This window comes from Paenibacillus sp. JJ1722 (assembly GCF_048282685.1).
Taxonomy (GTDB): Bacteria; Bacillota; Bacilli; order Paenibacillales; family Paenibacillaceae; genus Paenibacillus; species Paenibacillus polymyxa_B.
The window spans coordinates 5,770,298-5,795,516 of the sequence record NZ_CP182500.1; the positions used below are offsets into that span (position 1 = coordinate 5,770,298).

The following is a 25,219-nucleotide window of genomic DNA, read 5'->3' on the forward strand; positions in this document are numbered from 1 at the left end:
ATTAGTCCTCCTCTCCCCGAATTAGCAACCGTTGAAGCAGCGTAACAGCGATTACGATCAGCAGCAGAACAACCGCCATCGCCGAGGCCAAACCGACCTTGCTGTATTTGAATGCCACATCAAGCGTTTGAATGACGAATGTTTCGCTACCGTTGGAGCCACCGGTCATAATATACGGAATATCGAATGCACTGACCGCACCGCTAATTGCCAAGATGAGATTCAACTGCAAAATCCGCTTGATGCTCGGCAAAATAATTGAGCGGAACTGATGCCAGCGGTTGGCTCCATCGATATCGGCTGCTTCATACAAATCACTGGATATGGAAGAAATCGCACCCAGAAACACAATAAAGTTAAAGCCCATGTATCTCCAGATCGACGTGCCAGCCAGCGAAATATTGATAATCTCCGGGTTGCCCAGCCACAGCTTGACATACGAACCCAGCCCCACTGCCTGAAGCAGGGTATCGAGCGTGCCGTCTGGCTTAAAAAAGAAAAGAAAAATAAAACCAATGGCCACCCCGTTCATTAGGGAAGGAAAAAATAAAACGCCTTTAAAGAAATTTTTAAACCAGGTCTGAAAGCTGAGAATGGTTGCAAAATAAAGGGCCAGACCCATCTGTACAAACGTGGCTACAAAGTAATACAGACTGACCTTAAACACCGAGAAATACTCGGGGTCGGTAAAGATTTTGATATAGTTTTCAAAACCCACATATTCCAGACGCTTACTATAGCCGTTCCAGTCCGAAAAGCTGTATTTAAACATATTGATCACCGGCAAGTACGCAAAAGTGATCAGCAGCGCTAGCGGAATAAATGAAAAGGCAACAATAATCGCCAATCTTTGTTTGGAGTAGCTGAGATTCGAAAATTTTAACATGCTGCACCTCCTGGCTATCCGTCCATCGACTGCTACGTCGATCCTTTTTTTCGTCAGTTCAGATGGCTATTTTGCTTACTTTGCAGCCACTTCAGCACGCGCCTTCACCCATGCATCGTTCAGGTCTTTCATAATGGCGTCATACGATTCCGGGCGGTTACCAACCGCTGCCTCAATAATGCGTTTCTTGAAATCAGGCTGCCACAAACCAATTTCGCCCATTTTGTCTATTTTATCAACAATTCCTTCCTGTCCTTTTTGAGACGGAGTAAGCGTTTCAAAAACGACTCCCTGATCTTCGTATTGCTTCAAAATGCTAGGCATTGGGGCACCCTTCAGCGGACTAATACTGCCTGCCTGCTCTACAGCATAGTTGGACTTTTCGGTAAACCAGTCCACCCAAGCACGGGCCGCCGCTTTATTTTCACTGTTTACGTTAATACCGAGATTAAAATCACCCGCTAGCGGTACAAGTACCTTCGAGGCATTCGTCGGGAAAGGCATAAAACCGATATCTTCCTTGTTAGGAGCTGTGCTTTTGATCTGGTCAATCGCCCAAGAGCCAAGTACCATCGCACCGATTTTGCCTTGAGCGAGATCCGCCTTGGAGGTCTCCCAATCCGTAGTCGTTGGATCTTTTTCAATCAGGCCTTTTTTAGCTGCATCGTACAGGACCTTATACAGTTCATAGTGGGGCTGGCCTTTCGTGAAATTGTCATCTGTATTCGGTTGTGTGACATTCACATATTCCTTCGTACCCGCCAATGTTGCCAGACTAGACTCCCACTGGGTCAGTGCCCAACCAGAGGCATAGTTCGTAAACAGCGGCACTGCCTTGGTTTTGTCCTTAATCTGCTGTAACGCTGTCAGGAATTGATCCGGTGTTTTGGGAAGCTGCGTGATTCCTGCGTCCTTGAACACCTTTTTGTTATAAATCACACCAGAGTAAACCATCGCAATTGGAATACCGTAGCTGTTATGATCCACCGTACGTTCTTCAAGGCCGGTATACTTGTTTTTCATCTCCTCATAAGTACCCAGCGGCTCGAAAAAGTTGGGCAGCTCTTCAACTGGAATACTGCCAGGAATCAGCAAAACATCTCCATAATCCCTGGTCCCCATACGGATTTTAATTTGACCCTCATAATCGGCCAATGCCTGAAAATTGACCTTCACGTTCGGATAAAGTTTGTTAAATTCCTTGGCGTAATCCTGAAATACGGTATCCACAATATCAGTCCGCTGTGTGATAACCGTAATTTCACCTTCCACACCCTTCGGATCAGAGCTGGCAGCTGGCTCATCCTTCTTTGAGGTACAGCCAGTAAACAGCCCCGCTAACAAAACCACGGATAGTAATGACATCAAAACCTTGGACAACTTCATGAGACGACTCCTCCTGTTGTTTTCGAATAAGGTTATCGTTAAAGTAACAAAATCATTTTATTATGTTAGCGCTTACTATGTCAATTGCAATATTCTTTTTGTAAAGTGGAATGGGTCACATCTTATAAAAAAACACCAATTTAGCATGGTTGACAGTTTACAAACAGCTAGATATGATAATCCTGTAAAGTTAACGATAACCTAATAATTCATTTTCCGAAGGAGGCTTTGTCTCTTGGAAACATTACTGGACGAAATTAGACAGGAATGGAAGGAGCACATACTCCCATTCTGGCTTGGACTGAAGGATGAGACACACGGTGGGTTTTACGGCGAGGTGGACGTGGATCTGCACACTCATAACCAAGCCGACAAAGGCGGGATTGCCACTGCACGGCTACTCTGGTCATTCTCGGCGGCTGCCCGTGTAACAAGGGAAAATACCTATGCAGAAGCCGCACGACATGCATTCACATTCCTGCGGAATCACCTGCTTGATCCATTACATGGAGGAATGTACTGGATGGTGGACTACACCGGGCAACCCGTGGACACGTGCAAGCATGTATACGCGCAGGCATTTGCGATCTATGCGATAGCAGAGTATGCACGTGCCACAGACGACCCGAATGCATTACCACTAGCTATGGAGCTGTTCCATCTGCTGGAGCAAAAAGGATATGATCGCACCCGACAGGCATACGGCGAACAATATGACCGCTTGTGGAACACGCAGCCTAATGAGCTACTCAGCGAAAATGGGGTTACCGCGCATATCACCATGAATACGCATATTCATGTTTTGGAGGCGTATACCCAATTGCTGCGCGTCTGGCCAAATGAAGAGGTTCGAAATGCGCTGACGAACGTACTGGATATTTTATATCATCGTGTTTACGATGCTTCTGCCCGACGATTGGGGGTATTCTTCGACCGTGAATGGCGCTCTCTGCTTGACCTGACCTCATATGGTCACGACATCGAAGCCAGCTGGTTGATTGAGGACGCTATGAGTGTGCTGGGTTATTACCCGTCAGAATACGTGGATATGGTGATGGATATTGCCAATGCGGTAGCAGAGCGCGCTGTTCAGCCAGACGGATCGCTCATCAATGAGCGGGAAGGAGAGCGAGTAGACACCTCACGTATCTGGTGGGTACAGGCCGAGGGGATGGTTGGTTTTTACAATGCGTTTCAACGTACAAAAGACGAACGTTTTTTGCAAATTGTGAAAAATCTATGGTCCTATACCCGGCAATATATCATCGATCCGCGCCCCGGAGGCGAATGGTTCTGGTCAGTTCAAGCGGATGGTAAGCCTGATGCGAGAGAGATTGCAGGACCCTGGAAGTGCCCTTATCACAACAGCCGATTTTGCATAGAAATGCTAGAAAGGATGGAAAACCAATGATCCATAGCAAATACAATGAGCTGCGGTTGCAGCAAGAGGAACTGATTACACGCCCCAATGAGGTTAAAACTACCTTTTATAGTGGTATCTACGAACGCTACCTCTATCCAGTGCTCACACGCCATCATGTTCCACTTCACTGGCGGTTTGATCTGGATGCGCAAACTAATCCCTTTTTCATGGAGCGGCTGGGTGTAAATGCGGCATTGAATCCAGGGGCAATCTATCATGAAGGAAAATACATTCTTGTTTCGCGTACCGAGGGACTGGATCGAAAATCATTTTTCGCTTTAGCAGAGAGCGATAACGGCATTGATCAATTTCGATTCATTGACGCCCCCCTAGTATGGGAGGATATCGACCCAGAAGAAACAAATATGTACGATATGCGGCTGGTGAAGCATGAGGACGGCTGGATTTACGGTATTTATTGCTCAGAGAAAAAAGACCCTGACGCACCACCTCACGATACCTCCAGTGCTGTCGCTCAGGCCGGACTGGTCCGTACTCGTGATCTTCGTACATGGACCCGGCTTCCCAACATCACTACCCAGTCCCCACAGCAGCGCAACGTTGTCCTGCACCCTGAATTTGTGGACGGTCAATACGCCTTCTATACTCGTCCCCAGGACGGATTTATTTCCACCGGCTCGGGCGGAGGCATCGCCTTCGGCCTGTGCAAAGATATTACACAACCCGTGATTGAACACGAAACCGTCATTGATGAGCGCTGTTATCATACGGTGTACGAAGCCAAGAATGGTCAGGGCCCTGCCCCGATCAAAACCAGTCGCGGCTGGATTCATATCGCTCACGGGGTACGCAATACGGCCGCTGGGCTGCGGTATGTGCTGTATACCTTTGCCACCAGTCTGGAAGACCCTACGCGCGTCATCGCCAAGCCCGGCGGGCACTTTCTGGCTCCTTATGATGAGGAACGTGTGGGTGACGTTTCGAATGTTATTTTTTGCAATGGGGCAGTCGTTAACGAACAAGATGAAGTCTTTATTTACTACGCATCCAGTGATACCCGTATCCACGTAGCGACGACCACCATCGCTCGACTGGAGGACTACACCTTCAATACACCATCCGACCCGTTGCGCTCTCTCAGCAGCGCCGCTGTTCGTCGTGAGCTAATTCATCACAATGAAGCGCTATTGCAAGCACACTCCCGTCCTTCCCAGCGGACATAAGCCGCAGGCTTTATCCTGCTTGCGGAACCATGTATACTATCCATAGAACAACTGTTACCCGCAGGCTAACAGTTGTCTATGGGCAGCCATGCTGCCAGTCTTTGTATCTTTACAAGACAACTTTGCTGCTAAGTCTTTGTATCTGTACAGGCGGCTAAGCTACTGATATATTCCCCCAGCATTTTGCATCCATTCTTTTGGATTTAGGCAAAATGCTTATCTTTTTAAAATTGGAAGGCGGAACAGGAATGAAGAGCAACGTAACGATGCGGGATATTGCAGATAAGCTGGGAGTAAGCAGCGTGACCGTGTCGAAGGCGCTCAATGACAAGGATGGGGTTAGCGAGGAGCTAAAAGAGCGTATTAAGACGCTCGCAGGAGAAATGGGTTATCGTTTCAATACCGTTGCCAAGTCCATGAAGGAGGGCCTCACCTATAACATTGGTGTTGTCATCCCTGAACGTTTTACCGGCCCTGGCCAATCGTTTTATCTGCACATCTACCAGCAAATTTCACGGGCACTGGAGCCATACGGCTACTACGGCATCCTTCACATCCTCCATCGCGAAGACGAAGAACAGCTTAATCTGCCACGTATCTATTACGACCGCAAGGTGGACGGCTTCATTCTCCTGGGCCAAGTGAGCAAGCCATATATTGAGCTTGTACAAACCATGGACCTACCCAAAATGTTTCTCGATTTTTATGATGAGCATGCCGATATCGACTCCGTGGTGACGGATAATTTTTACGGAGCCTACGAGCTGACCAACTATTTGATCGCCCAGGGACACCGGGATATTGCATATGTGGGTAATATCTATTCCACCAGTAGTATTCAGGATCGTTTCCTCGGCTACTATAAATCCTTGCTGGAGCACAGGTTGCCCCTCCGTAACGAGTGGGTGCTCAGTGACCGGGACGACGAAGGTACTTATGTTGAAATGGAGCTTCCTCAGCCGCTACCAACTGCCTTTGTATGTAACTGCGATCAGGTCGCTCACAATCTGGTGCATAAGCTCATTGGTCTGGGATACCGCGTACCTGAAGACTGCTCTGTGGTCGGCTTTGACAACGATGTATACGCCACTCTTATTGTTCCGCAACTGACCACGGTCGGAGTAGACATCGAGCAGATGGCACGTACCGCGATTGATTCGATGATGAAAAAAATAAGCCATCCCGGCAGCCGCTTTGGTCGAGTCCTGGTGCAGGGACATATTGTATATCGTGATTCCGTGCAGCCCATTGAGAGACCATGATCAATGCATACCTTACTTGGGGAGAGGTCACCGCTATTCTCAATGTTCCACAACCAAAAGCCGCTCAGCATGTCGCTGGAGCGGCTTTTGACGTTCATAAATTCTGCAGTGTGATCATCGTACTCACATTCAATTGTAGATTTTGCAAAATCCTGGATTAGGAGCGCTGGGCGACAAAGGAATTGCCCGCCCGATTGAGAATCGGCAGCATCCGCATTTCTTGCCCCATCGAGGCTTGGCAAAGCGGACAAGCAGGCTCGTTCAAAAAGGTGAAATCCGTTCGCATCCAACCGTTGCAACCCTCGTTTGTACACGACCAAATAGCCGTATTTTCCTCTGGAATGATTTCCGGGGCCTGGCGTCTGTACATCTATATCCCCCCTCGGTTTTTATAGGGTAATATCCCCTGTCGGCTTACTGTTAATTTCCACCTGTCCGGGTATTAATATGCTCTAACGTCCAAAAAATATGCGCAATTTACCAAAATGTTTATTTACGGATAGCCTTGGTCCAGAAGCCGCCATGAAATTGCTTCGGCTCTACCGTAATGACAAAAGCCTTAGGATCCAGCTCCAGAATGGACTGATACAGCTTATTCTGGTTTTTCCGTTTAGCCAAAATTTCCATCACCAGGCGCTCTCCATCACGTCCACTGCCCAGCCAGGCTGTAACACCGTATCCTTTGTCCCGTAGCGCATTGGCAATTCCTCCATTGATCTCATTGCTGATCACCTTAACAGTGACATAACCAAGCGCTATTTTTTCCTCAATCCATGCTCCAATAAGAATGCCCAATGCATAGCCAATGGCGTATACTGCAAGACTTGCCACTTGATCCAGGTACTTAAGCACAACATTCAAGCCCAACACATAGACCGTAACTTCCACGGTGCTAATGAGCGCAGCAATGTACTTCTGTCCTTTCAGCGTCAGAATCATGCGCAGTGTATACGCCGATACGTAAATAATTTGAATAACGAGAATAAACAATAAAATTTTGAGCATGCGCTCACTCCCCACTTCACGTTCTGATTTAACCCGTATCCAACATTATACCCCCGTCTGTGATATACAGCCTCTGGTTTCGTATTACCCTCACTCGGGTAATGACTAACTACAGCATGCTGAATGAAAGTTCGATCACATAAGGAGGGCTACAACATGAAGGATAACGGAATTAGCGATAAAATCAAAGGTAATGTGAACAAAGCCAAAGGTGAAATCAAGGACCAAATCGGGAACGCTACCAATAATAAGTCCCTTCAAGCCGAAGGTAAACTGGATAAGGCCAAAGGCCATCTTCAGGAAACAGCAGGCAAACTGAAGGACGGCAAATAATCCTGAATGGATAACCTCGACGCACTGTTTTACCAACAAGTCTCGCTGTCTTGTGCAGCGGGCTTGTTTTGTGTTGTTCGGATACTTTTGGAAAAACTTTTGCGCAAACAGGGCAACTTTTACGGTTGCTGTTGCGTCTAACCAATATAAGCACAACCCATAATGACTCTCCAACCTGTTGGATTTTGTAGGCATTAATGTTACTCTAGTCTATGAACCAGGCTATAATTCTTAAATAAAGGGGTAGACCAACGAATGAAATCACTGAAATCTATCAAAAAACCTGTCATCATCACTGCCGTATCCGCCTTGGCCATATCCGGGGCTCTTTTCAGCCAATCCACATATGCCGCACAAGTGACTAAGCCGATCCAAGCAGTATATAACAATATCAAAATCATCTACAACGGAACCGAGGTTCCTTATGATGCCAAAACAGAACCGTTCCTGCTGGATGGCGTAACGTATATCCCACTGAAGCTGGCAGGTACAGCTTTGGATAAAAAGGTAACATGGGATGGTACAAACAAACGCGTAGTCATTGCCGACAACGGCGTTCCGATTGATCAATCTACAGTTACGGCGTTGAACAACCAGATTACGACGCTGACTCAAGAGCTCAACACAGCAAAAGCAGCAAACACGACGAAAGATGCTACCATCGCTCAACTGCAAAAAGACAATCAGACGCTAAAAGATACAGCCAGTAAAAGTAGCACCGATACTTTGAAGGACCTTGAGCGTCAACTGAATAGAGACTATCGCGATACAAATAACGCCAATGCAGACATCACCCTGAAAGGTGATAAAAACGATATTACTGTGACCATTGAGTTGACAGAAAGTAGATGGAACGATATTTCGAGTAGCAGACAAAAATCTTATCTTGAAGATATTTCGGAAGATATTTTGAAAACCTTTAAAGATGCTGATATTGAAGGAACCGTTAAAAACTCCAATAATGGAAGCAAACTTGCAACCTTTGAATCCGATAGCAAAGGAAACGTGGATCTGGAGAAACTGTCTACAAAGATTGATCTCAGTGAGATCAAAAGAGTTTTGCTCAGCGACTTTGATCGCAAATACAATAATGTTTCCATCGATTTTAGTGTAAAGGGCGACTCCAGTGAAGTCACTGTGGATGCCTATGTAAAAGCCGATGATTGGAACAGTCTAACTTACTACCAAAAAAATAGAATCCAAGAAGATATTATTTCAGACATTAGAAATAAAAATGTATCACGTGTAAAAGGTGTTGTTCATTCGAACGAAAACAATAGCACACTAGCGACATTCAACTACTAAGTTGAATAAATACTAGAAATAAGAGGAAGTCTAAAAATAGACTTTCTTGACAGAAAAGAAGACAAGGAAAATAGCTTCCCTGTCTTCTTTTTCATAACTGCAATTTTTAGAAATCCGAACAATCAGTTAATCAACCTTCCTACGGAAGTAATATATTTTACATAATCTTTATCCGCATTGGTCGTATCTATATTTCTTGTATAAACCAAATTACCAGGAGTGGTGATTTTCACTTTGTAAAACATACTGGGTTTAGAATAAGGATTTACACTATAGGTTCCTTTGCTATACACAATCAGAGGATTAAAGTCGATTTGCCTGGAAGCAGGTGATAAGCCACTCTCGTACATAGCATAAATATTTAATACCCCTTTTTTTCGATCCCAATCAAAGGATGTAAGATCAAATGCATTCGCATCAATGACTTGGGCCAAGTCTTGTCCCTTAAACCTCATAAGAACTGGACTTTCCGTAAAGCTATCATGCCTTAGCTTCAATAAGCCACGCTTGGAATCCCACTCCATCTTCGCATCTGTATCTTTCAACAAAATGGATACCGGTAAAAACATTGCATTACTTAGCATGATAGGGACTGTGTCCATTGTCATGGGTTCGCCGTTAACCGATATATCGGGTGATCCAATCGTTGCCGTTACATTACGGTCTAACAGATCAACAGAAGCGGTTTTGTTCGCTGCATTATAAGTTACTTTACCGCCCAGTATATCCTCAGCCACTTGGAGCGGTATAAGCAGCCTTCCCTTCTTATCCACAAAGGGGGATGCAGGGTAGGTGTATAAAACGTAATGATCATTGACCTTCAAGTGTATGGGGGTATGATCTTGAGCCGATGCCAAATTCGAGTTTGTAGTAGCAAAACTTAGTACAATCATAAGGCAGACCAACAGTCTGATTTTCATAATGCTCTCCTTTGTTAGCGTTTAGGCTAAAACAAAAATTTGTTCAAGTAACAGTTCTTACGACTTATTTTTCATAACTAGCTTATCCTCACAAAAACATAACGTCAACCATAATTTATAATTTTTACCTAAATAAAGATCATACCATCCAGTTGGCTCACTCTATAATAATGAGGATTCACCTTACAGGTATATCTCGGTGTTGGATGCTAAAACCTTCCTTATAGCCATATAATTCATAAATACATTAATAATATTTATAAATAGAAAGGTATTTAGCAATGAAAGCAGAATATATCACTGTATTCCAATTTAGAAAGGGGCAAATGTGTATGATGAGAAGTTTTGTTAAACGTAAAGTCAGGAAAAGCATTGCAATAACACTAACATTATTATTAGCAATCGCAAGCGCACCATTAGGTGCAATAGACGCGGCGGCAACAGTGCCAGACCAAAACAAAAAGCAGGATGCGCCAACCTTCTCTAATGTATCGGTTCATGACCCTTCCATTGTCAAAGACGGTGACACTTATTATGTATTTGGGTCACATATCTCTGCGGCGAAGTCAAAAGATCTTACAAACTGGACTTCTTTTGCAAACGGTTACACCACGCCTGGGAACACACTTTACGGGGATTTATCGAAGAATCTGGCCGGATCTTTCGCTTGGGCGGGTGAGAATGATGCGGATAGTAAGGGAGGATTCTCGGTATGGGCGCCCGATGTATTTTGGAATGAGCATTATGTCAATGAGGATGGGACAAAAGGGGCATATATGATTTATTATAGTGCATCTTCCACCTACATTCGTTCCGCGATCGGCATTGCAGTTGCACCCAAAATCGAGGGTCCATATCAATATGTGGATACCATTATACACACTGGTTTTACGAAGGAGACTGCTTTCGATAAAGATAGCAAGGTAGATAAAAAATGGACAAATACGCCGATTCAACAACTTATTAAGGAAGGCAAGCTTGAGGGGCCCAGACCAGGATGGTTTAATACCGATGGTTCTTATGCGAATCGGATGTTCCCAAATGCAATCGATGCAAGCGTCTTTTACGATGCAAACGGTCGCTTGTGGATGACGTATGGATCATGGTCCGGGGGAATATTTTTACTGGAGCTGGATAAAGCAACTGGCAAACCCATGTACCCAGGGAAAGATGGAACTACAGAAGACGGTCGGCTCATTGATCGTTATTTTGGCACCAAGATCGCAGGTGGATACGGTGAGTCAGGGGAAGGTCCGTATATTGAATACAACCAGGAGACGGGTTATTACTATTTGTATGTAACCTACGGTGGCCTTGCAGCGGACGGAGGGTATAACATGAGGTTATTCCGTTCCAAGAGTCCGACAGGACCTTATAAAGATGCCAAAGGGCAGAATGCTGTTCTGCCGGCAAACACCAAAAATATAACTTATGGCAACAAGTTAATAGGTAATTTCTTGTTCGATAGTAAAATAGGTGACCTCGGTACAGGCACTGGCTACGGCTATGTTTCCCCTGGACACAATTCTGTATACACCGATCCTGCTACTGGACAAATGTTTGTCGTCTTTCATACCCGATTCCCTCATCAGGGGGAGACACATGAGCTGCGTGTACACCAAATGTTCATGAATCAGGAGGACTGGCCCGTCGTAGCTCCTTATCGTTACGGTGGCGAGACGCTTACAAAGCCAGATGAGAAACAATTCATTGGCGATTATCAATATATTAATCATGGCAGTGATTCTTCGGCTACGATCAAGAATACGCAATTCATTCAGCTTAAAGCAGATCATACCATTGAAGGCGATGTGCAAGGAACATGGCGCAAGTCGGGGGATTCGAATATCCAATTAACACTGGATGGTGCTGTATTGGATGGGGTGTTCTTAAGACAATGGGATCAGGTTACGAATCAATACATCCTGGCGTTTACAGTTTTATCGAATAAAGGTGAGATGGCTTGGGGCAGCAAGCTCCCTGATATGACCGATACGACAGTAGTGGACAGTGTGTATCGTGAATTAGATCTTGGCGATACAAGTCGGGTGACGGCTAGCCTGAATCTTCCGAAGGAAGGCAGTCGGCAATCCCGGATTACCTGGAAAACTTCAGACCAAAGCGTCATTACGGATACAGGTGAAATCAAGCGTCCAGGAATCGGAGAAAAGGCTGCATCTGCCACTTTGACAGCTACCATTACCAAGGGAGAACGTAGTCGGGACAAAATTTTTAACATCACGGTATCCCCTTATGAGAAGGCAACATTGACTGCGTCATACACGTTTGAAAATAATCTGGAGGATCAGCAAGATGCTTTTGCTAATGGCGAAGTTATCGGTGACCGAATCGATCGCCAGGGAGGGAGTGTGTCCTACGCTGAAGGCGTAAGAGGCCAAGCTGTAGTCCTTGATGGAAAGTCGGGCATTGCTCTGCCTGAAGGACTCATATCCAGCTCAGCATATTCCGTGTCACTGTGGGTAAAACCAAGCGAATTGACTCTGCATACACCAACTTTCTTTGGAGCTATGGATAGTAATCACTGGATTAGCCTTTTGCCCAGAGGACCTGAGAAGGATAACACAATGGTCTGGTCCGGCAGCTCATCTTGGTATACTGGCAGTACCGGCCTAAAGATCAAAACAAATGAATGGACACATCTCGCCTTCACTGTAGATCGTGGAATGTTAGCCGTGTATGTGAATGGAAAGATTCAATTTACCGGCTCAGGATTTCCAGATGTCTTTACCTCTAAATCTGGATCATTCAGCTTAGGTGTCAACTGGTGGGACCCTGCGTTCAAAGGATCTATTGATGAGCTGAGTATATTTGAAGGTGCGCTCCCCCCTGCACAGGTGGCGGAGTTAGCGAAGATGAAAGTGAATTAAGACTAATGAATCGTGAGTATCGCTAGTGTCGAAAAGAAAAGCTACAAAAAAGAGAGCGCTGAATAGCGCTCTCTTCCAATGAACCATATAAAATGTAAGAAATATTAATAGGCCAATGCAAAAAGTCCTTTGATGTGGGACAAGTAACGGATGTTACTGCCTTCCTTCATCAAAGTGGCTACAGCGCCTTTCAGTTGGGTGCCATTCGCGCCTACAGTACCAATCGCGTCTGTTCTGCCCAAGCTGCCCAGTGTACCGGAGAATACTGGTGTAAAGCGTTCCATTTTCGCTCCGTTGAAATAAGCGAAGATGTTGTAACCAACTAATTCGCCCATTTGCCAAGCCAACTGTGCAGTTGGTGGGTATGGACGCTCGCCTTCACTCGGGAACACCACTGCACTGTCGCCAGCGAGGAAGATGTCTTCGTGAGAAGTCGATTGCAGCGCACCATTCACAGTTGCGCGACCACGGTTTACTTCAATACCAGATGCGCCAACCAGTGCATTACCTTGTACGCCGCCTGTCCAGATCAGTGTGTTCGTTTTGATCGAACGTCCGTCTTTCAAGAGAACTTCGTCAGCTTTCATTTCTGTAATCGGAACACCCGCTACGATTTGAACGCCACGTTTTTCAAGGCTTGTTACTGCACGATCAACCAGTGGTTGAGGGAAGCCTGCCAAAATAGATGGTCCAGCTTCTACGCAATACAAGTTGATATCTTCGTAGTTAATACCTTTTTCGCGACAAATTGCAGGCAATTTGTCAGCATATTCGCCCACCAGCTCAACGCCAGTCAGACCGCCACCACCGATAACGATTGTAGCGTCCGCTTGGTTACCGGATTGCTTGTAAGCATCCAGACGAGCTTCCACATGTGCGCGAATGCGATTGGCTTCTGCCACTGATTTCAGCGTGAAGCTATGCTCTTGCAGTCCTGGAATACCGAAGTAAGCCGTTTCACTGCCCAGGGAAATAACGAGAGCGTCATAGCTCAACGTAGCGCCACTGGCCAAGGTTACTTTTTTATCGTCAGGCTTGATTTCGGAAACAGTATCCACTTTCAGGATAATTTCCTTGTTACGCAGCAGTTTTTCCAAAGGAAGCGCAACAGCTTTTTCAGCAATTGTACCTGCCGCCAAACGGTGCAGTTCCGTAATAATTTGGTGCGACGCAAAGCGGTTAACCACTGTAATGGTTGCTTGGCTAGCGTCCATATGCTGGCGTGCTGTAAGAGCGGCCAGCAATCCGCCGTATCCGCCGCCCAAGATCAAAATTTGCTTCGACATGTCCATCCTCCGTTCTTGATCAGGTAATTATTTGCTTTCGCGTTGGCGCTCATTCAGAATATCCAGGAAAGCCTGGCTGAAACGCAGCGTTTTTTGTACATTCGGATCTTTAAGCATTTTGAGCAGGCCAAACAGACCTACGCTGCCGTCCGTAGTTTGTACACGGTCATTTGCTTCAATTGCAGCAGAAGCCAATCCTTTAGCCGAAACTGTAACAGGCTTCACAAACTCTCCCATGGAGCTTTTCATATCTCCGATAAAGACAGGGTCAGTCGCCAGACTACGAGCTACATCATAAGCGTCGGTCATCAAAGTAACCATCTCAGTCAACTTGGGCAGATTTTCTACCAGCACGGTCAGCGATTGCTGAACCTCCGGTTTCATCAATTGGTCCAATACATCCCGAGACTCTTTGGTAGCTTCTTGTGTTACTGCCACCTCTTGTTGGTTTTCAGACATGCGTGAACGTCCTCCTTTACTGTGAAAATAGAAGTCCATTCCTTTCTCGTAACCTGTATCCATAAACTCTAGCAATAAAACGTGCATTGAATTCACGCCCTTAAACATGCAAGAAGCACAGCTAAAACCGGCCTATACCCTAAAGGGCAAGACTGATTTATCGCAGATGCCAATTGTATATTGCTTAGACGGTATTCTGTTGTTACTGCTGCGGAATATCCCACGAAGCGCTCCTTCGTGACTACAACAGGCCGAAACGGAACCCTATACCTCTATATTACACCTTTCACAACACAATCGTCGAAGAAATTTTAAATTTGCACAAATTTCTGCAAAATTTTTATTGTTATTTTAGATAAAAATTAGAATAAGCTCGATTTTTGTCCAAGTTTCCCTTAAAAAAAGGGTCATTTTATGCTAGAGGAGGGTAATAGAGAGCGTACGTTTCAGTTCGATAATATGAAAATAACACAAAATATATTCATACGGAGGTTTAAAACGATGGCTAAAACATTTGGAGATATGGTTCAAGAGGCGAGACAGCACGTTCAAGGCATTGATTCACAGGAGGCACGTCAGCGAATGGGGGCAAATCCTGATACATTCGTTATCGATGTACAGGACTCCCATGATGCAGGCGCTTGCGGTCTGATTCGCGGAAGCGCCAATATTTCATTGGGCATGCTGCCCATCCGCGCTGACTTGGAGGTTCCACAGGATTTGCGTGACGAACGTCTACGTGACCGCAACCGCCCGATTATCACCACTTGTGGGGCAGGCGGACAAGCTGCATTGGCAGCTTATACACTCCAGCAGATGGGCTTTACCAATGTAGCTTTTATCGAAGGCGGAACAACAGCCTGGAAGGAATCCGGCTTTGAAGTAGAACTGTACTAAGGGACCTACGCTCCAAGAATCGCCCTACGTACGTAGGGTGTCTTCAGAAGTATCAGGATTATCAGGTGCTTCGAAATCATCAGGAGACGGCTGCGGCACACCAGATTCAATGAACTCATCTACATCGCGGGCAGCCTTAACTTGATTGCATTCATTGCAAGCACATACACAATTGACCGGCGTCGTGTGCCCCCCTTTTGCCCGAGGCAGTAAATGATCAATCGTGTCACCGTAGTCTCCGCAAAAAAAGCAAGTATAGCGGTCACGCTTAAGCACATATTGACGAAATTCCTTGTTGCTATACAGTCTGCGCACGGTGTATGGATTAACAATCACCGCCATACGCTCTCTGACCAGGGTCATGGCCAGATCAAGCTCAATCTCTTGATGCCAGCGTCTCCCCTGGTCGGTTTTGCCTCTTAGCCGAATCATGCCATTGCGATTGAGCCGCAATGCCCGGGTATCCGCAGGCTTCAGCCTGCTAAGCAGATGCCGAACCCGTTGCCGGTGGCGCTCACGCGCTTTATCCGTGACCAGCTTCCTGCGGGGGCGTTGTGCCTCCATAGGTAGTGGCGCCTCCAGGCTGTGCGCAGCCGTATTTGCTTCAAGGCTATGCTGCGTCACGGGAGCAGCCGAGGGGTTCGTTTCCTCGCCGGAAGGAGCGGACGTAGCCGCACGTTCTTGCGGGGCCGGGGCCAACCCTCGGCAGGAACGGCAAGGACCACGCCGTGAATAAGGACCAGCCCGGCGACCCGTTCTGCGCTGAAAGTCCGTTAAAGGTTTCATTTCCTGACAATACGTACATTTTTTAATCAGCGGTTTGCTCGCTTCATCCTTGTTCTGCTGCGGTTCTGTCACGTCCACCCCTCCTTTCCTCTGTTGCTCGTGCTTTACGGTTTTCACCAAAACCCGAACTATTGTTAAGTTAGATTCATTTTACCGTTTTCACGTTCCCTTTTCTAGCTACCCGAGTCGTTGGGAACACTTAGGTATAACAAATTTTAATGATTTAGCATACGTTATACAGCGATCCTTGTTCTTCATTCAGCATCATATTGACCGTCTGACGTTTAGCCCCCCTCACTTGGTGGGTAACTTGTTATATATGAAGGAGGGACGCACATGAAAAGGAACCATACGATGATGCAATTTTTCGAGTGGAATGTCGAAGCTGACGGTTCTCACTGGAAGAAGCTTACCCGCCTGGCGCCGGAACTGAAAGCCAAAGGAATTGACGCGATATGGATTCCACCTGTCACCAAAGGCCAATCGCCCGAGGATACGGGATACGGCGTCTATGACCTTTATGATCTGGGCGAATTTGACCAAAAAGGTGCGGTGCGCACCAAATACGGAACCAGGGAAGACCTGCTGGAGGCTGTTGCCGCCTGCGTTCGCCACGGTGTGGCCGTCTATGTCGATCTGGTTATGAACCATAAGGCTGGCGCGGATGAAACCGAAGTGTTCAAGGTCGTCGAGGTCAATCCGGATAACCGCAATGAGGTCATTTCCGAGCCCTTTGATATCGAGGGCTGGACTAAATTTACGTTCCCCGGCCGTCAAGGTCAGTATTCCACATTTCAATGGAACTTTGAACATTTTAACGGAACCGATTACGATGCAAGCCAGGACCGGACAGGAATCTATCGTATTTTAGGTAAAAATAAAAGCTGGAGCGAAAATGTAGATGATGAATTCGGCAATTATGATTATTTAATGTTCGCCAATATTGATTATAATCATCAGGATGTGCGCAAAGAGATGATCCGCTGGGGCAAATGGCTGGTAGATACTCTGCAATGCAACGGATTCCGTCTGGATGCAATCAAGCATATTAATCATGAATTTGTACGAGAGTTTGCTACAGAAATGATTAAAAAACGCGGACAGGATTTTTATATGGTAGGCGAGTTTTGGAAACCGGATCTGGAATCGTGTCAAAAGTTCCTGGATACCATTGATTATAAAATCGACCTATTTGACGTATCCCTCCACTACAAACTACATAGCGCTTCCTTGGGTGGCAAGGATTTCGATTTAAGCACCATTTTCGAGGATACGCTTGTTCATACCCATCCCCTGAACTCGGTTACTTTTGTCGATAATCATGATTCCCAGCCGCATGAAGCGCTTGAATCCTGGGTGGAGGACTGGTTCAAGCCCAGCGCCTATGCACTTATCTTGCTGCGCAAGGACGGTTATCCCTGCGTATTCTATGGCGATTACTACGGCATCCAGGGACAAACGCCCGTCAAAGGCAAGCAGGCTGAGCTAGACCCGCTTCTATATGCCCGATACCATAAAGCTTATGGTGAGCAAAAAGATTATTTCGATGATCCCCATACGATTGGATGGGTTCGTCAAGGCGTGCCTGAGCTGGAAGGCTCCGGATGTGCTGTGGTGATCACCAACGCAAATGACGGAGAAAAGCGCATGTTCGTAGGCAAACAACATGCAGCGGAAGAATGGATAGATTTGACCGGGCGTCACGATCATACCGTAAAGATTGAGCAGGATGGCTACGGCATATTTCCCGTTCGTGCCGGCAGTGTATCGGTGTGGGCACTTCCCGCAGAGGAAGACAGCCAGGAAACAGAAGAAGAAGCGAACGCTTAATCTATACCCAACACAAAGAGGGCAGGATGCGAGGAATCGCCCTGTCCTCTTTGTGTATGGAAAGTCACTCCGTTACCTTGCTTTGGTTGGCCACAGCCTGCTTCTTAGCCTCTACATGACTCGGATCACCGAGATAAAAGCGCCGTATGGGATCTATATGCTCATCCAGCTCGTACACCAGGGGAATGCCTGTGGGAATATTCAAATCCAGCAATGCGGTTTCGTCCAGATTCTCCATATACTTGATTAAGGCCCGCAAAGTGTTACCATGTGCAGAAATGATAACTCGATCCTTTTTGAGAATCAAAGGTACAATCCGTTGCTTCCAAAACTCACCGACCCGATGCACTGTGTCCTCCAGACTTTCCCCAAGCGGCAGCTCTTCTGGCTTAATATTGCGATAACGCTCTTCCCGATGCGGACTCCGCTCGTCCTTCTCATCCAGCATGGGTGGCCGCACTGTTAGGCTACGCCGCCAGATATGAACCTGCTCCTCGCCGTATTGCACGGCGGAATCCAGCTTGCTAAGCCCTTGAAGAGCACCGTAATGGCGTTCATTCAGCTTCCATGACTTCTGCACAGGTATCCACAGATGATCCAGCTCATCCAAGATGTGATACAGCGTGCGGATAGATCGTTTTAGCACAGAGGCAAATGCCAAATCAAACGTATATCCTGCCTCCTTGAGAATACGTCCCGCCTCAATGGCCTCATGAGTCCCTTGTTCAGTCAGGTCCACGTCCGTCCAGCCCGTAAACAGGTTTTGTCGGTTATACACGCTTTCTCCATGCCTAACCAGCACCACTTGATACATACACTCACTCCTCTCCTGTCTGTCTTTATGTTTTACCCAACTTCTATGTATTTAACGTAAAATGCAATTTTTAAACCGTCTATTTAATACAAAAAAGGACGGCATTCAGCCATCCTTTTCTTCTCACCCTGCACTTAGTCCCTCTTACTGAACTTGGCCAACAGATCCAAAATCCGTACATACAGCCATACTAGAGTCACCAGCAATGCAAAAGCACCATACCATTCCATATATTTGGGTGCACCTTGATCTGCTTGCTCTTCAATAAAATTGAAATCAACCAGCAGATTCAAAGCTGCAATGATCACGATAAATAAACTAATACCAATACCCAGCCAACCCGTTTCATGGATATACGGAACATTCATACCGAAAAAGTTCAAAATAAAATCAACCAGCGTCACCAGAAAAATTGCCATCGTACACAGGACAACGAATGAGATAAAGCCGCGTGTCACCTTGATGATTCGCTGTGTGTACATAAAGAGCATTAAGAACAAAATACCCACGGTCAGCAAAATGGCATTGGCTACAATTCCAGGGTACTCATACTCCATAAAAGCTGAAACGCCACCCAAAGCAAAACCACTCAGAATCGCATATACAGGAGAGAGTAATGGAGCGGTTTTTGGAAAAAAGGATATCGCAAGTGCTACGCCTGCCATACCAATAAATCCTGCCGTCAGCAAGGATAGCACCTCTACGGTTCCCTCGTAGGTCATGTACCAGGTAATGCTGCCAGAGACGATGAGCAGAACCAGCAGAAGCAACGTTTTGTTCACCGTTCCTCCGATGGTCATGCGTTGTTCACTAGCTTCTCTTTCATCTTCGCGCAAAAAGATGTCATCACGTAAAACTGGATTGCTAAAGCTCATACAGGGTACTCCTTTTCGATGTTGTTGTTTGCTATGCTATATGTATATATCGGCACAATATGAAAAAAGTTTCAGAAAATTTCAAACAAAAAAACTCTAACCTTGCCATACGGCAAAGCTAGAGTTAGAGGGTCAGGTCGTTACAGGTTAAAAATCAGCCGTAGCAATTTGGATGGTGCCTGTCACAGCTCCAGCTGGAGTAGCTTGGAGAGCAGCTACCAGCAACAAAGCCACTTCTAACGTCAGACTATTGGCTGCCGGGATAACATACGTGATCACGGGAGCATTGACACGTGTAACAACCAGATCCACCGGATTGGCACCCGTGTTATTCACGGTAATTGTAGCATTATTACCGCCTTTCAAATTTTCAAAAAAGGATTTACCCACACCCGCAGCGAGATTGTAGATTTGCGAAGGTAAAAGGATCGCCATAAAACTCACCTCCCTTGCGTTTGATAGTGTATTCTATGCTTCCAATCTATGAGCGTAACGTTAAGTGACTCAGTAATAAGACACAATTTAAAAGACTGATAGATTAACATACCCTAAGCTATGCCAAAAAGGAGTTGCCCTCTCAGATCCCTTTCAGAATCTGCGGACAACTCCTTTTTTAAATAATGGAAGTCTCAAACGGTATACAAGCGGCTAGTAGGATTATATGTTGCCTTTGCTCCCTTATTGCACGTGAATGCTCAATTCCTGCGGACCGAAACGGGAAGGCGCAGAAACCTTCACACGAATTTGTCCAGCCTCCCCCTTCGTACGAATCCAGAATGCAATGCGTCCACCAATTAGGGATAAGCTTGAAGGACCGATCAATTCACCCACCCCTTCGACCTCCACCGAAACTGGATCTGCATAGAACGGCAAGACGTTGCCGTATTCGTCCAGCGCATCCACTACTACTCGGGTTACGTCCCAATCGCCAACTTCCAGCACCATATCATCTGCAGCTACCCGCAGCTCTGTCGGCACCGGATTACGTGAATAGTATTTGCGGGTCACTTCTTGCCCATCTACGTATCCAATGAATACAGCGTCTTCCCACTTCATGCCCCAGTGGCCTGTCAGCTCGTCGATCACGACAGGGGGATGAGGAAGCGCCGGGTACTTCTCTCGGTTCGGACGATAAACACCTTTGCGCTCATGACCGTAGATGAACTCCACCTCATCACAATTGGTGAACACAACCAGCGGCACGATGCCTCCAATATTCCGCTCACCACGCGACCAGTAAGTGACCGGCTCCATAACGATTTCCTGTTCGACGTTCTTCTGGCTCCGGTACACACTCGCTGCAAATTTAGGCAGGCGGAACATATCCATGACACCGTGGTAGCAGATTTTATCACCGGAACCAAAATCAGCATGCGTGTTATAGTCAAAAGCACACCAACCAATCGCCCCGGCAATGCCCTCATCGGCATAGGAAGCATTTTGGACCCGCGTATGGCGCAGTGCATGCTCCATTACCCGTTCCTCCTGGTCAAAGCGCTTGGTCGGGTACATATGCCCGTTATATTCCGTTACCAGATAAGGGACCGGATGATCCAGCTTTGTAACGAGAGACGGCTGGCGCAAGCCTGTCGTTTCGCCATCTACGCCTTCTGTATCGTCATACGTATCAAAATTGCGGATTTCCTTAGCCAAATATTTTTTGTGCCCACCATCATGAACAAAATCATTTATCGTATATACATCTTCCAATAGCTCACTGCCTACAATATAACGCACACCACCCGTAGCACGGGTCGGATCTAGCTTTCGTGCTAGCTCATTGGTACGCGTGTACAGATCATGGTCATCCTGCGACTCATTAATTCGTACCCCCCAGATTACAATGGAGGGATGATTACGATCACGGACAATCATGTCCTCTACGTCCCTCACCGCCTGCTCCTTCCACGCTTCACCGCCAATGTGCTGCCAACCCGGAATCTCTTCGAAAACGAGCAATCCGATCTCATCACAACGGTCTAGAAAATGACGGGACTGAGGGTAGTGGGATGTCCGTACCATATTCAGCCCCAGCTCCTCCTTGAGCACATCTGCATCACGACGCTGCGCTCTTTTAGGCATAGCATAGCCAACGTACGGATAGGACTGGTGACGGTTCAAGCCAAGCAGCTTGATCTTCCGCCCATTCAAGTAAAAACCGTCCGGCTGAAATTCGGCCTCGCGGAAGCCAAAGCGCACGGTCACCTGATCCAACTCTTCTCCGCTTCGTAGCAGCGTCAGCTTCGCTTCATATAGCTTGGGATCATCTATATCCCAAAGTTGCAGGCCGCCCAGCTCTTTCAGCTCCAGCGTTACTTCCGCCGCCGTCATCGCTGCCAGCTCGGTCTCCGCCTTCACGCTCGCTCCGTCCAGCAATTGCAGCGCGACCGTCAAGTCGTCCTCCTGATCGCCGATACCCTCCAGCTCCACGACCACGTGCACCGTCTTGCTTGCCGCAAGCGGCTCTGGTGTCTGAATGAATACCGTTCCGAGGTGTACAGGCTCCACTATTCGTAGCTGCACTTCGCGGTAAATACCGCCGTAGGTCAGATAGTCAATGACTGCCCCAAAGGGAGGGATGTCGTCCCGTTCCGTGGAATCGACAATGACCGTGAGCACATTGGGGCCGCCATATTCGGCAAGTTCGGTCAATTCAACGCTGAACGGTGTATATCCACCTTTATGCTCCCCCGCTTTTACCCCGTTTAGAAATACCTGGGCATAGGTCATGACTCCTTCAAAATCAACATACACTCGCTTACCTTTGGCATCTGCCGGAATGTTCAACTCTCTTTTATACGTAGAAATAAACTGAAATGCCTTGTCGTCAAAATAATTATACGGAAGCTCTACATTGGTGTGCGGCAGCTGAATTGGCTCATACCGACTTGCATCAATGCCTGCACTTACTTCTCTCTCGACATATTCAGGAAGATAAAACCATTGGTCATTCAACGGCAAAATGGTACGCATGGGCAGTCACCTCAACCTTTTATTTTCCACTCTTATACCATAGTAAAATATTTAAGTAAAAATAACGAGTAAAACTTAGTAAAATAAATATATGTTCAATGTAAGCATTTACAAGGTAATTGTCAATCCATTTTTGTATCTTTTTATATCAAAAAAACAACCCCGGTAAGCCGGGGCTGTCCAAAACAATAACGCCGATTTTATTTGGTATCGGTATGTAGCGGTGCACTGCTGTTGCGAATCATTAGCTCGGTCGGAATGATGACCTTGCGCCCCACCTCGTTTGCACCGTTGCGTACTGTATGCAGCAAGAGCTGAACGCCCGTTTCTCCCATCAGTTCGGTGTGCGTTTTGACCGTTGACAGAGATGGGGTCAAATATTCCGCTGTCGGAATATCATTGAAGCCAACAATTGAGATACGTTCCGGCACCGCAAGGTGATGCTGCTCCAGCGCCTTCAACACCCCAATAGCCACCGAATCGCTCGCGACAAAGAAGGCTGTAGGCAGGCTTTCTGTTCCTGCCAGAATAGCCGCTTCCATCGCACGGAAGCCGTCTGCCGCCGTTCCGCCGCACACATGAATATCATCCGACGTGCACAGCCTGTGCTGTTCCTGATACCGCAAAAACGTCTCATAGCGGGCATCTAACTCGACTCGTTCGGAATCATGGGACTGCTCATCCTTGCCCATACCTACATATCCGATGTGACGATGGCCTGCGCCCATCAAATAATCCAGTGCATCAGCCGCAGCGTGAGCAAGGTCAATGACCACATAGTCTGCCCCTGTTCGCTCTACCGGATGATCCAGAAAGACGCAAGGAATGGGCAGTTCCAGCATACGTTCTACCTCTTCGCTGCTAAAATGCCCCAGCACGATCAGCCCATGTAGCCCTTCGGATGACGCCTTCAGCGCAGTCAGGTCCTCTCTTCTGAAAATACGCTCCAGCTGCGCCCCGCTTTGGCGGCACTCTTTTTCCACGCCAAACCGGATAGACAGATAATAAGGGTCTTCCAGTTCCTCGTACGCGCTAAACCAGTGCACCATACCCAACCGGATGGGTCCCTCTGCCTTCTTGCGGGGCTGACGACCAATACCGCCATTTTTACGTTTAACCGTCGTATATTTCATGCGCTCGGCAACCTCAAAAATTTTACGTCGCGTTTCCTCTGATACAGACAGTGTTTCATCATAATTCAGCACTCGGGAGACCGTGGATATCGAAACCTCTGCCTCCTGGGCGATATCTTTTAACGTAGGCATTGCAGACTCCTTTAATGGTTTTACTCTATTTTTACTTTTATTTTACTATTATCTTACTCGTCTCCCCTGTGCAACACAACCCGTCATTCCGAAAAGGGTCAACCATTTTTTTCATATTATAAGCCTAATCATGATAAAATACGTACCATAATAGAAATGACACCAAGGAGGATACACACATGAAACAGGAACTGATTGACCGCCTAACTACATATGTTCAGGTAGATACCCAATCTGATGAAAGCAGCCACACTTGCCCCACTACACCCGGACAGCTCACATTGGGCAACCTTTTGGTGGGCGAATTGAAAGCCATTGGTATGACAGACGTAACCATTGATGATCATGGTTATGTGATGGCAACCCTTCCCTCCAATACGGATAAAGAGGTTCCCGTCATTGGTTTCCTCGCTCACCTCGATACGGCTACCGAGCTGACTGGCGCAGGGGTAAAGCCGCAATTGACGGAAAACTATGATGGGGGCGATATCACGCTGAATGCTTCGCTTGGTGTGGTTCTTTCTCCACGTGAGTTTCCCGAACTGACTCAATATAAAGGCCACACCCTGATCACAACAGATGGTACCACCCTGCTCGGTGCAGACAACAAAGCCGGGATCGCAGAAATCATGACAGCTATCCACTACCTGATTGACCATCCAGAAATTCAACATGGCAAAATTCGCGTTGCTTTTACACCGGACGAAGAGATTGGAAGAGGACCGGAACGCTTTGATGTAGCCGCTTTTGGCGCTGAATATGCCTATACGGTAGACGGCGGACCGCTCGGAGAACTGGAGTATGAGAGCTTTAACGCCGCAGCCGCCCATATTACCATTCACGGTGTGAATGTGCATCCCGGTACGGCTAAAAACAAAATGATCCACGCTGCCAAAATCGCTATGGAGCTGCATAGTCGGTTACCTGCAAACGAAGCCCCGGAATATACAGACGGATATGATGGCTTCTATCATCTCTTGGAGTCTACAGGCACGGCAGAACAAGCTAAGCTATACTATATTATCCGTGATTTTGACCGCGAGAGCTTTGAAAACCGGAAAGCTTATTTAACAAATGTAGTCAAAGAGCTGCAGGCCGCTTATGGAGAAAACCGTATTGCGCTGGAGCTGAGAGATCAGTATTACAACATGAAAGAGAAAATAGAGCCAGTCAAGCATATCGTCGATGTCGCTTATGAAGCAATGACAAAGCTGAATATCGAACCTATTATCAAGCCGATTCGTGGCGGTACAGACGGTTCACAGCTATCCTACATGGGACTGCCTACACCGAATATTTTTACAGGTGGGGAGAACTACCACGGTAAGTTTGAATATGTGTCGGTGGACAACATGGTACTTGCTACCAAGGTTATTGTGGAAATCGCACAACTGTTCGAGCAACGCGGCAAGTGAACTACCTATACACAGCACTGACACGTT

At 46.8% G+C, this 25,219-nt stretch carries 22 protein-coding genes; 9 read left to right on the forward strand and 13 right to left on the reverse strand.

All coding sequences use genetic code 11. The features are described 5' to 3' along the window. Position 1: 1 nt before the first annotated feature. The gene (locus tag ACM1ND_RS25680) at positions 2-886 is read right to left on the reverse strand and encodes a carbohydrate ABC transporter permease (protein WP_053326360.1); all 885 of its coding nucleotides are present in this window, start codon (positions 884-886) and stop codon (positions 2-4) included. A 75-nt stretch (positions 887-961) separates the two neighbouring features. After that, positions 962-2,272 (reverse strand): ABC transporter substrate-binding protein, encoded by a 1,311-nt coding sequence (locus ACM1ND_RS25685; protein WP_418026841.1) that lies wholly within the window; start codon positions 2,270-2,272, stop codon positions 962-964. Between the two features lie 235 nt (positions 2,273-2,507). On the opposite strand from ACM1ND_RS25685, the gene ACM1ND_RS25690 reads away from it, so the two are divergent. The 3 genes from ACM1ND_RS25690 (at position 2,508) to ACM1ND_RS25700 (ending at position 6,141) form a co-directional block, all read left to right on the forward strand. After that, positions 2,508-3,683: an AGE family epimerase/isomerase gene (locus ACM1ND_RS25690; RefSeq protein WP_418026842.1), complete on the forward strand. Its 1,176-nt coding sequence runs from the start codon at positions 2,508-2,510 to the stop codon at positions 3,681-3,683. Then, positions 3,680-4,879 carry a glycosidase gene (locus ACM1ND_RS25695; RefSeq protein WP_418026844.1) on the forward strand — a complete coding sequence of 400 codons (1,200 nt, stop codon included), beginning with the start codon at positions 3,680-3,682 and terminating at the stop codon, positions 4,877-4,879. The genes ACM1ND_RS25690 and ACM1ND_RS25695 overlap by 4 nt, the downstream gene beginning before the upstream one ends. A gap of 248 nt (positions 4,880-5,127) precedes the next feature. Beyond that, positions 5,128-6,141, forward strand: coding sequence for a substrate-binding domain-containing protein (locus ACM1ND_RS25700; protein WP_418026845.1), 1,014 nt, complete (start codon positions 5,128-5,130; stop codon positions 6,139-6,141). 157 nt (positions 6,142-6,298) lie between these two features. On the opposite strand, the gene ACM1ND_RS25705 is transcribed toward ACM1ND_RS25700, so the two are convergent. Further along, entirely contained in the window at positions 6,299-6,511 is a 213-nt protein-coding gene (locus tag ACM1ND_RS25705) for a cold-shock protein (protein WP_023990889.1), read from the reverse strand. A gap of 119 nt (positions 6,512-6,630) precedes the next feature. Continuing rightward, the gene (locus tag ACM1ND_RS25710; protein WP_023990890.1) at positions 6,631-7,146 is read right to left on the reverse strand and encodes a DUF2179 domain-containing protein; all 516 of its coding nucleotides are present in this window, start codon (positions 7,144-7,146) and stop codon (positions 6,631-6,633) included. Between the two features lie 156 nt (positions 7,147-7,302). On the opposite strand from ACM1ND_RS25710, the gene ACM1ND_RS25715 reads away from it, so the two are divergent. Next, positions 7,303-7,479, forward strand: a complete 177-nt coding sequence (locus ACM1ND_RS25715) for a CsbD family protein (RefSeq protein WP_023990891.1) — start codon at positions 7,303-7,305, stop codon at positions 7,477-7,479. A 255-nt stretch (positions 7,480-7,734) separates the two neighbouring features. Beyond that, positions 7,735-8,784: a stalk domain-containing protein gene (locus ACM1ND_RS25720; protein ID WP_418026847.1), complete on the forward strand. Its 1,050-nt coding sequence runs from the start codon at positions 7,735-7,737 to the stop codon at positions 8,782-8,784. Positions 8,785-8,906: 122 nt separating this feature from the next. On the opposite strand, the gene ACM1ND_RS25725 is transcribed toward ACM1ND_RS25720, so the two are convergent. Beyond that, entirely contained in the window at positions 8,907-9,704 is a 798-nt protein-coding gene (locus tag ACM1ND_RS25725) for a copper amine oxidase N-terminal domain-containing protein (protein ID WP_418026849.1), read from the reverse strand. Positions 9,705-10,036: 332 nt separating this feature from the next. Between ACM1ND_RS25725 and ACM1ND_RS25730 the strand changes: the two genes are divergently transcribed. Continuing rightward, positions 10,037-12,592, forward strand: a complete 2,556-nt coding sequence (locus ACM1ND_RS25730; RefSeq protein ID WP_418026851.1) for a LamG-like jellyroll fold domain-containing protein — start codon at positions 10,037-10,039, stop codon at positions 12,590-12,592. 104 nt (positions 12,593-12,696) lie between these two features. Here ACM1ND_RS25730 and ACM1ND_RS25735 read toward each other — a convergent pair whose 3' ends face one another. Then, a complete protein-coding gene (locus ACM1ND_RS25735; RefSeq protein WP_023990895.1) occupies positions 12,697-13,878 on the reverse strand; it encodes an NAD(P)/FAD-dependent oxidoreductase in 1,182 nt (393 codons plus the stop codon). Positions 13,879-13,905: 27 nt separating this feature from the next. Next, the gene (locus ACM1ND_RS25740; RefSeq protein WP_418026853.1) at positions 13,906-14,337 is read right to left on the reverse strand and encodes a DUF1641 domain-containing protein; all 432 of its coding nucleotides are present in this window, start codon (positions 14,335-14,337) and stop codon (positions 13,906-13,908) included. 501 nt (positions 14,338-14,838) lie between these two features. Here ACM1ND_RS25740 and ACM1ND_RS25745 point away from each other — a divergent pair. After that, entirely contained in the window at positions 14,839-15,234 is a 396-nt protein-coding gene (locus ACM1ND_RS25745) for a rhodanese-like domain-containing protein (RefSeq protein WP_418026855.1), read from the forward strand. Positions 15,235-15,258: 24 nt separating this feature from the next. On the opposite strand, the gene ACM1ND_RS25750 is transcribed toward ACM1ND_RS25745, so the two are convergent. Next, complete coding sequence (locus ACM1ND_RS25750) at positions 15,259-16,092, reverse strand: HNH endonuclease (protein ID WP_068939086.1); 834 nt, start codon at positions 16,090-16,092, stop codon at positions 15,259-15,261. Positions 16,093-16,356: 264 nt separating this feature from the next. Here ACM1ND_RS25750 and ACM1ND_RS25755 point away from each other — a divergent pair, with 264 nt between their 5' ends. After that, on the forward strand, positions 16,357-17,850 hold the full coding sequence (locus tag ACM1ND_RS25755) for an alpha-amylase (RefSeq protein ID WP_023990898.1): 1,494 nt from the start codon (positions 16,357-16,359) through the stop codon (positions 17,848-17,850). A 64-nt stretch (positions 17,851-17,914) separates the two neighbouring features. Here the strand turns inward: ACM1ND_RS25755 and gpmA are convergent, their stop codons facing one another. The 5 genes from gpmA to ACM1ND_RS25780 all read right to left on the reverse strand — a co-directional run bounded on the left by gpmA (position 17,915) and on the right by ACM1ND_RS25780 (position 23,777). After that, a complete protein-coding gene (gene gpmA / locus ACM1ND_RS25760; protein WP_025721385.1) occupies positions 17,915-18,664 on the reverse strand; it encodes a 2,3-diphosphoglycerate-dependent phosphoglycerate mutase in 750 nt (249 codons plus the stop codon). 134 nt (positions 18,665-18,798) lie between these two features. Then, the gene (locus tag ACM1ND_RS25765; RefSeq protein ID WP_023990900.1) at positions 18,799-19,539 is read right to left on the reverse strand and encodes a Bax inhibitor-1/YccA family membrane protein; all 741 of its coding nucleotides are present in this window, start codon (positions 19,537-19,539) and stop codon (positions 18,799-18,801) included. Between the two features lie 147 nt (positions 19,540-19,686). Beyond that, entirely contained in the window at positions 19,687-19,974 is a 288-nt protein-coding gene (locus ACM1ND_RS25770) for a hypothetical protein (RefSeq protein WP_023990901.1), read from the reverse strand. Positions 19,975-20,217: 243 nt separating this feature from the next. Next, on the reverse strand, positions 20,218-22,512 hold the full coding sequence (locus ACM1ND_RS25775) for a glycoside hydrolase family 2 protein (protein ID WP_053326367.1): 2,295 nt from the start codon (positions 22,510-22,512) through the stop codon (positions 20,218-20,220). Between the two features lie 200 nt (positions 22,513-22,712). Continuing rightward, entirely contained in the window at positions 22,713-23,777 is a 1,065-nt protein-coding gene (locus tag ACM1ND_RS25780) for a LacI family DNA-binding transcriptional regulator (protein WP_028540823.1), read from the reverse strand. A gap of 179 nt (positions 23,778-23,956) precedes the next feature. On the opposite strand from ACM1ND_RS25780, the gene pepT reads away from it, so the two are divergent. Then, on the forward strand, positions 23,957-25,192 hold the full coding sequence (gene pepT / locus ACM1ND_RS25785) for a peptidase T (protein WP_023990904.1): 1,236 nt from the start codon (positions 23,957-23,959) through the stop codon (positions 25,190-25,192). Positions 25,193-25,219 lie beyond the last annotated feature (27 nt).

Bases quoted from the DNA above. Each gene is read 5' to 3' on its own strand.
- ACM1ND_RS25680 (WP_053326360.1), bottom strand. From the start codon at position 886: ATGTTAAAATTTTCGAATCTCAGCTACTCCAAACAAAGATTGGCGATT.
- ACM1ND_RS25685 (WP_418026841.1), bottom strand. From the start codon at position 2,272: ATGAAGTTGTCCAAGGTTTTGATGTCATTACTATCCGTGGTTTTGTTA.
- ACM1ND_RS25695 (WP_418026844.1), top strand. From the start codon at position 3,680: ATGATCCATAGCAAATACAATGAGCTGCGGTTGCAGCAAGAGGAACTG.
- ACM1ND_RS25700 (WP_418026845.1), top strand. From the start codon at position 5,128: ATGAAGAGCAACGTAACGATGCGGGATATTGCAGATAAGCTGGGAGTA.
- ACM1ND_RS25705 (WP_023990889.1), bottom strand. From the start codon at position 6,511: ATGTACAGACGCCAGGCCCCGGAAATCATTCCAGAGGAAAATACGGCT.
- ACM1ND_RS25710 (WP_023990890.1), bottom strand. From the start codon at position 7,146: ATGCTCAAAATTTTATTGTTTATTCTCGTTATTCAAATTATTTACGTA.
- ACM1ND_RS25715 (WP_023990891.1), top strand. From the start codon at position 7,303: ATGAAGGATAACGGAATTAGCGATAAAATCAAAGGTAATGTGAACAAA.
- ACM1ND_RS25720 (WP_418026847.1), top strand. From the start codon at position 7,735: ATGAAATCACTGAAATCTATCAAAAAACCTGTCATCATCACTGCCGTA.
- ACM1ND_RS25725 (WP_418026849.1), bottom strand. From the start codon at position 9,704: ATGAAAATCAGACTGTTGGTCTGCCTTATGATTGTACTAAGTTTTGCT.
- ACM1ND_RS25730 (WP_418026851.1), top strand. From the start codon at position 10,037: ATGATGAGAAGTTTTGTTAAACGTAAAGTCAGGAAAAGCATTGCAATA.
- ACM1ND_RS25735 (WP_023990895.1), bottom strand. From the start codon at position 13,878: ATGTCGAAGCAAATTTTGATCTTGGGCGGCGGATACGGCGGATTGCTG.
- ACM1ND_RS25740 (WP_418026853.1), bottom strand. From the start codon at position 14,337: ATGTCTGAAAACCAACAAGAGGTGGCAGTAACACAAGAAGCTACCAAA.
- ACM1ND_RS25745 (WP_418026855.1), top strand. From the start codon at position 14,839: ATGGCTAAAACATTTGGAGATATGGTTCAAGAGGCGAGACAGCACGTT.
- ACM1ND_RS25755 (WP_023990898.1), top strand. From the start codon at position 16,357: ATGAAAAGGAACCATACGATGATGCAATTTTTCGAGTGGAATGTCGAA.
- gpmA (WP_025721385.1), bottom strand. From the start codon at position 18,664: ATGTATCAAGTGGTGCTGGTTAGGCATGGAGAAAGCGTGTATAACCGA.
- ACM1ND_RS25765 (WP_023990900.1), bottom strand. From the start codon at position 19,539: ATGAGCTTTAGCAATCCAGTTTTACGTGATGACATCTTTTTGCGCGAA.
- ACM1ND_RS25770 (WP_023990901.1), bottom strand. From the start codon at position 19,974: ATGGCGATCCTTTTACCTTCGCAAATCTACAATCTCGCTGCGGGTGTG.
- ACM1ND_RS25775 (WP_053326367.1), bottom strand. From the start codon at position 22,512: ATGCGTACCATTTTGCCGTTGAATGACCAATGGTTTTATCTTCCTGAA.
- ACM1ND_RS25780 (WP_028540823.1), bottom strand. From the start codon at position 23,777: ATGCCTACGTTAAAAGATATCGCCCAGGAGGCAGAGGTTTCGATATCC.
- pepT (WP_023990904.1), top strand. From the start codon at position 23,957: ATGAAACAGGAACTGATTGACCGCCTAACTACATATGTTCAGGTAGAT.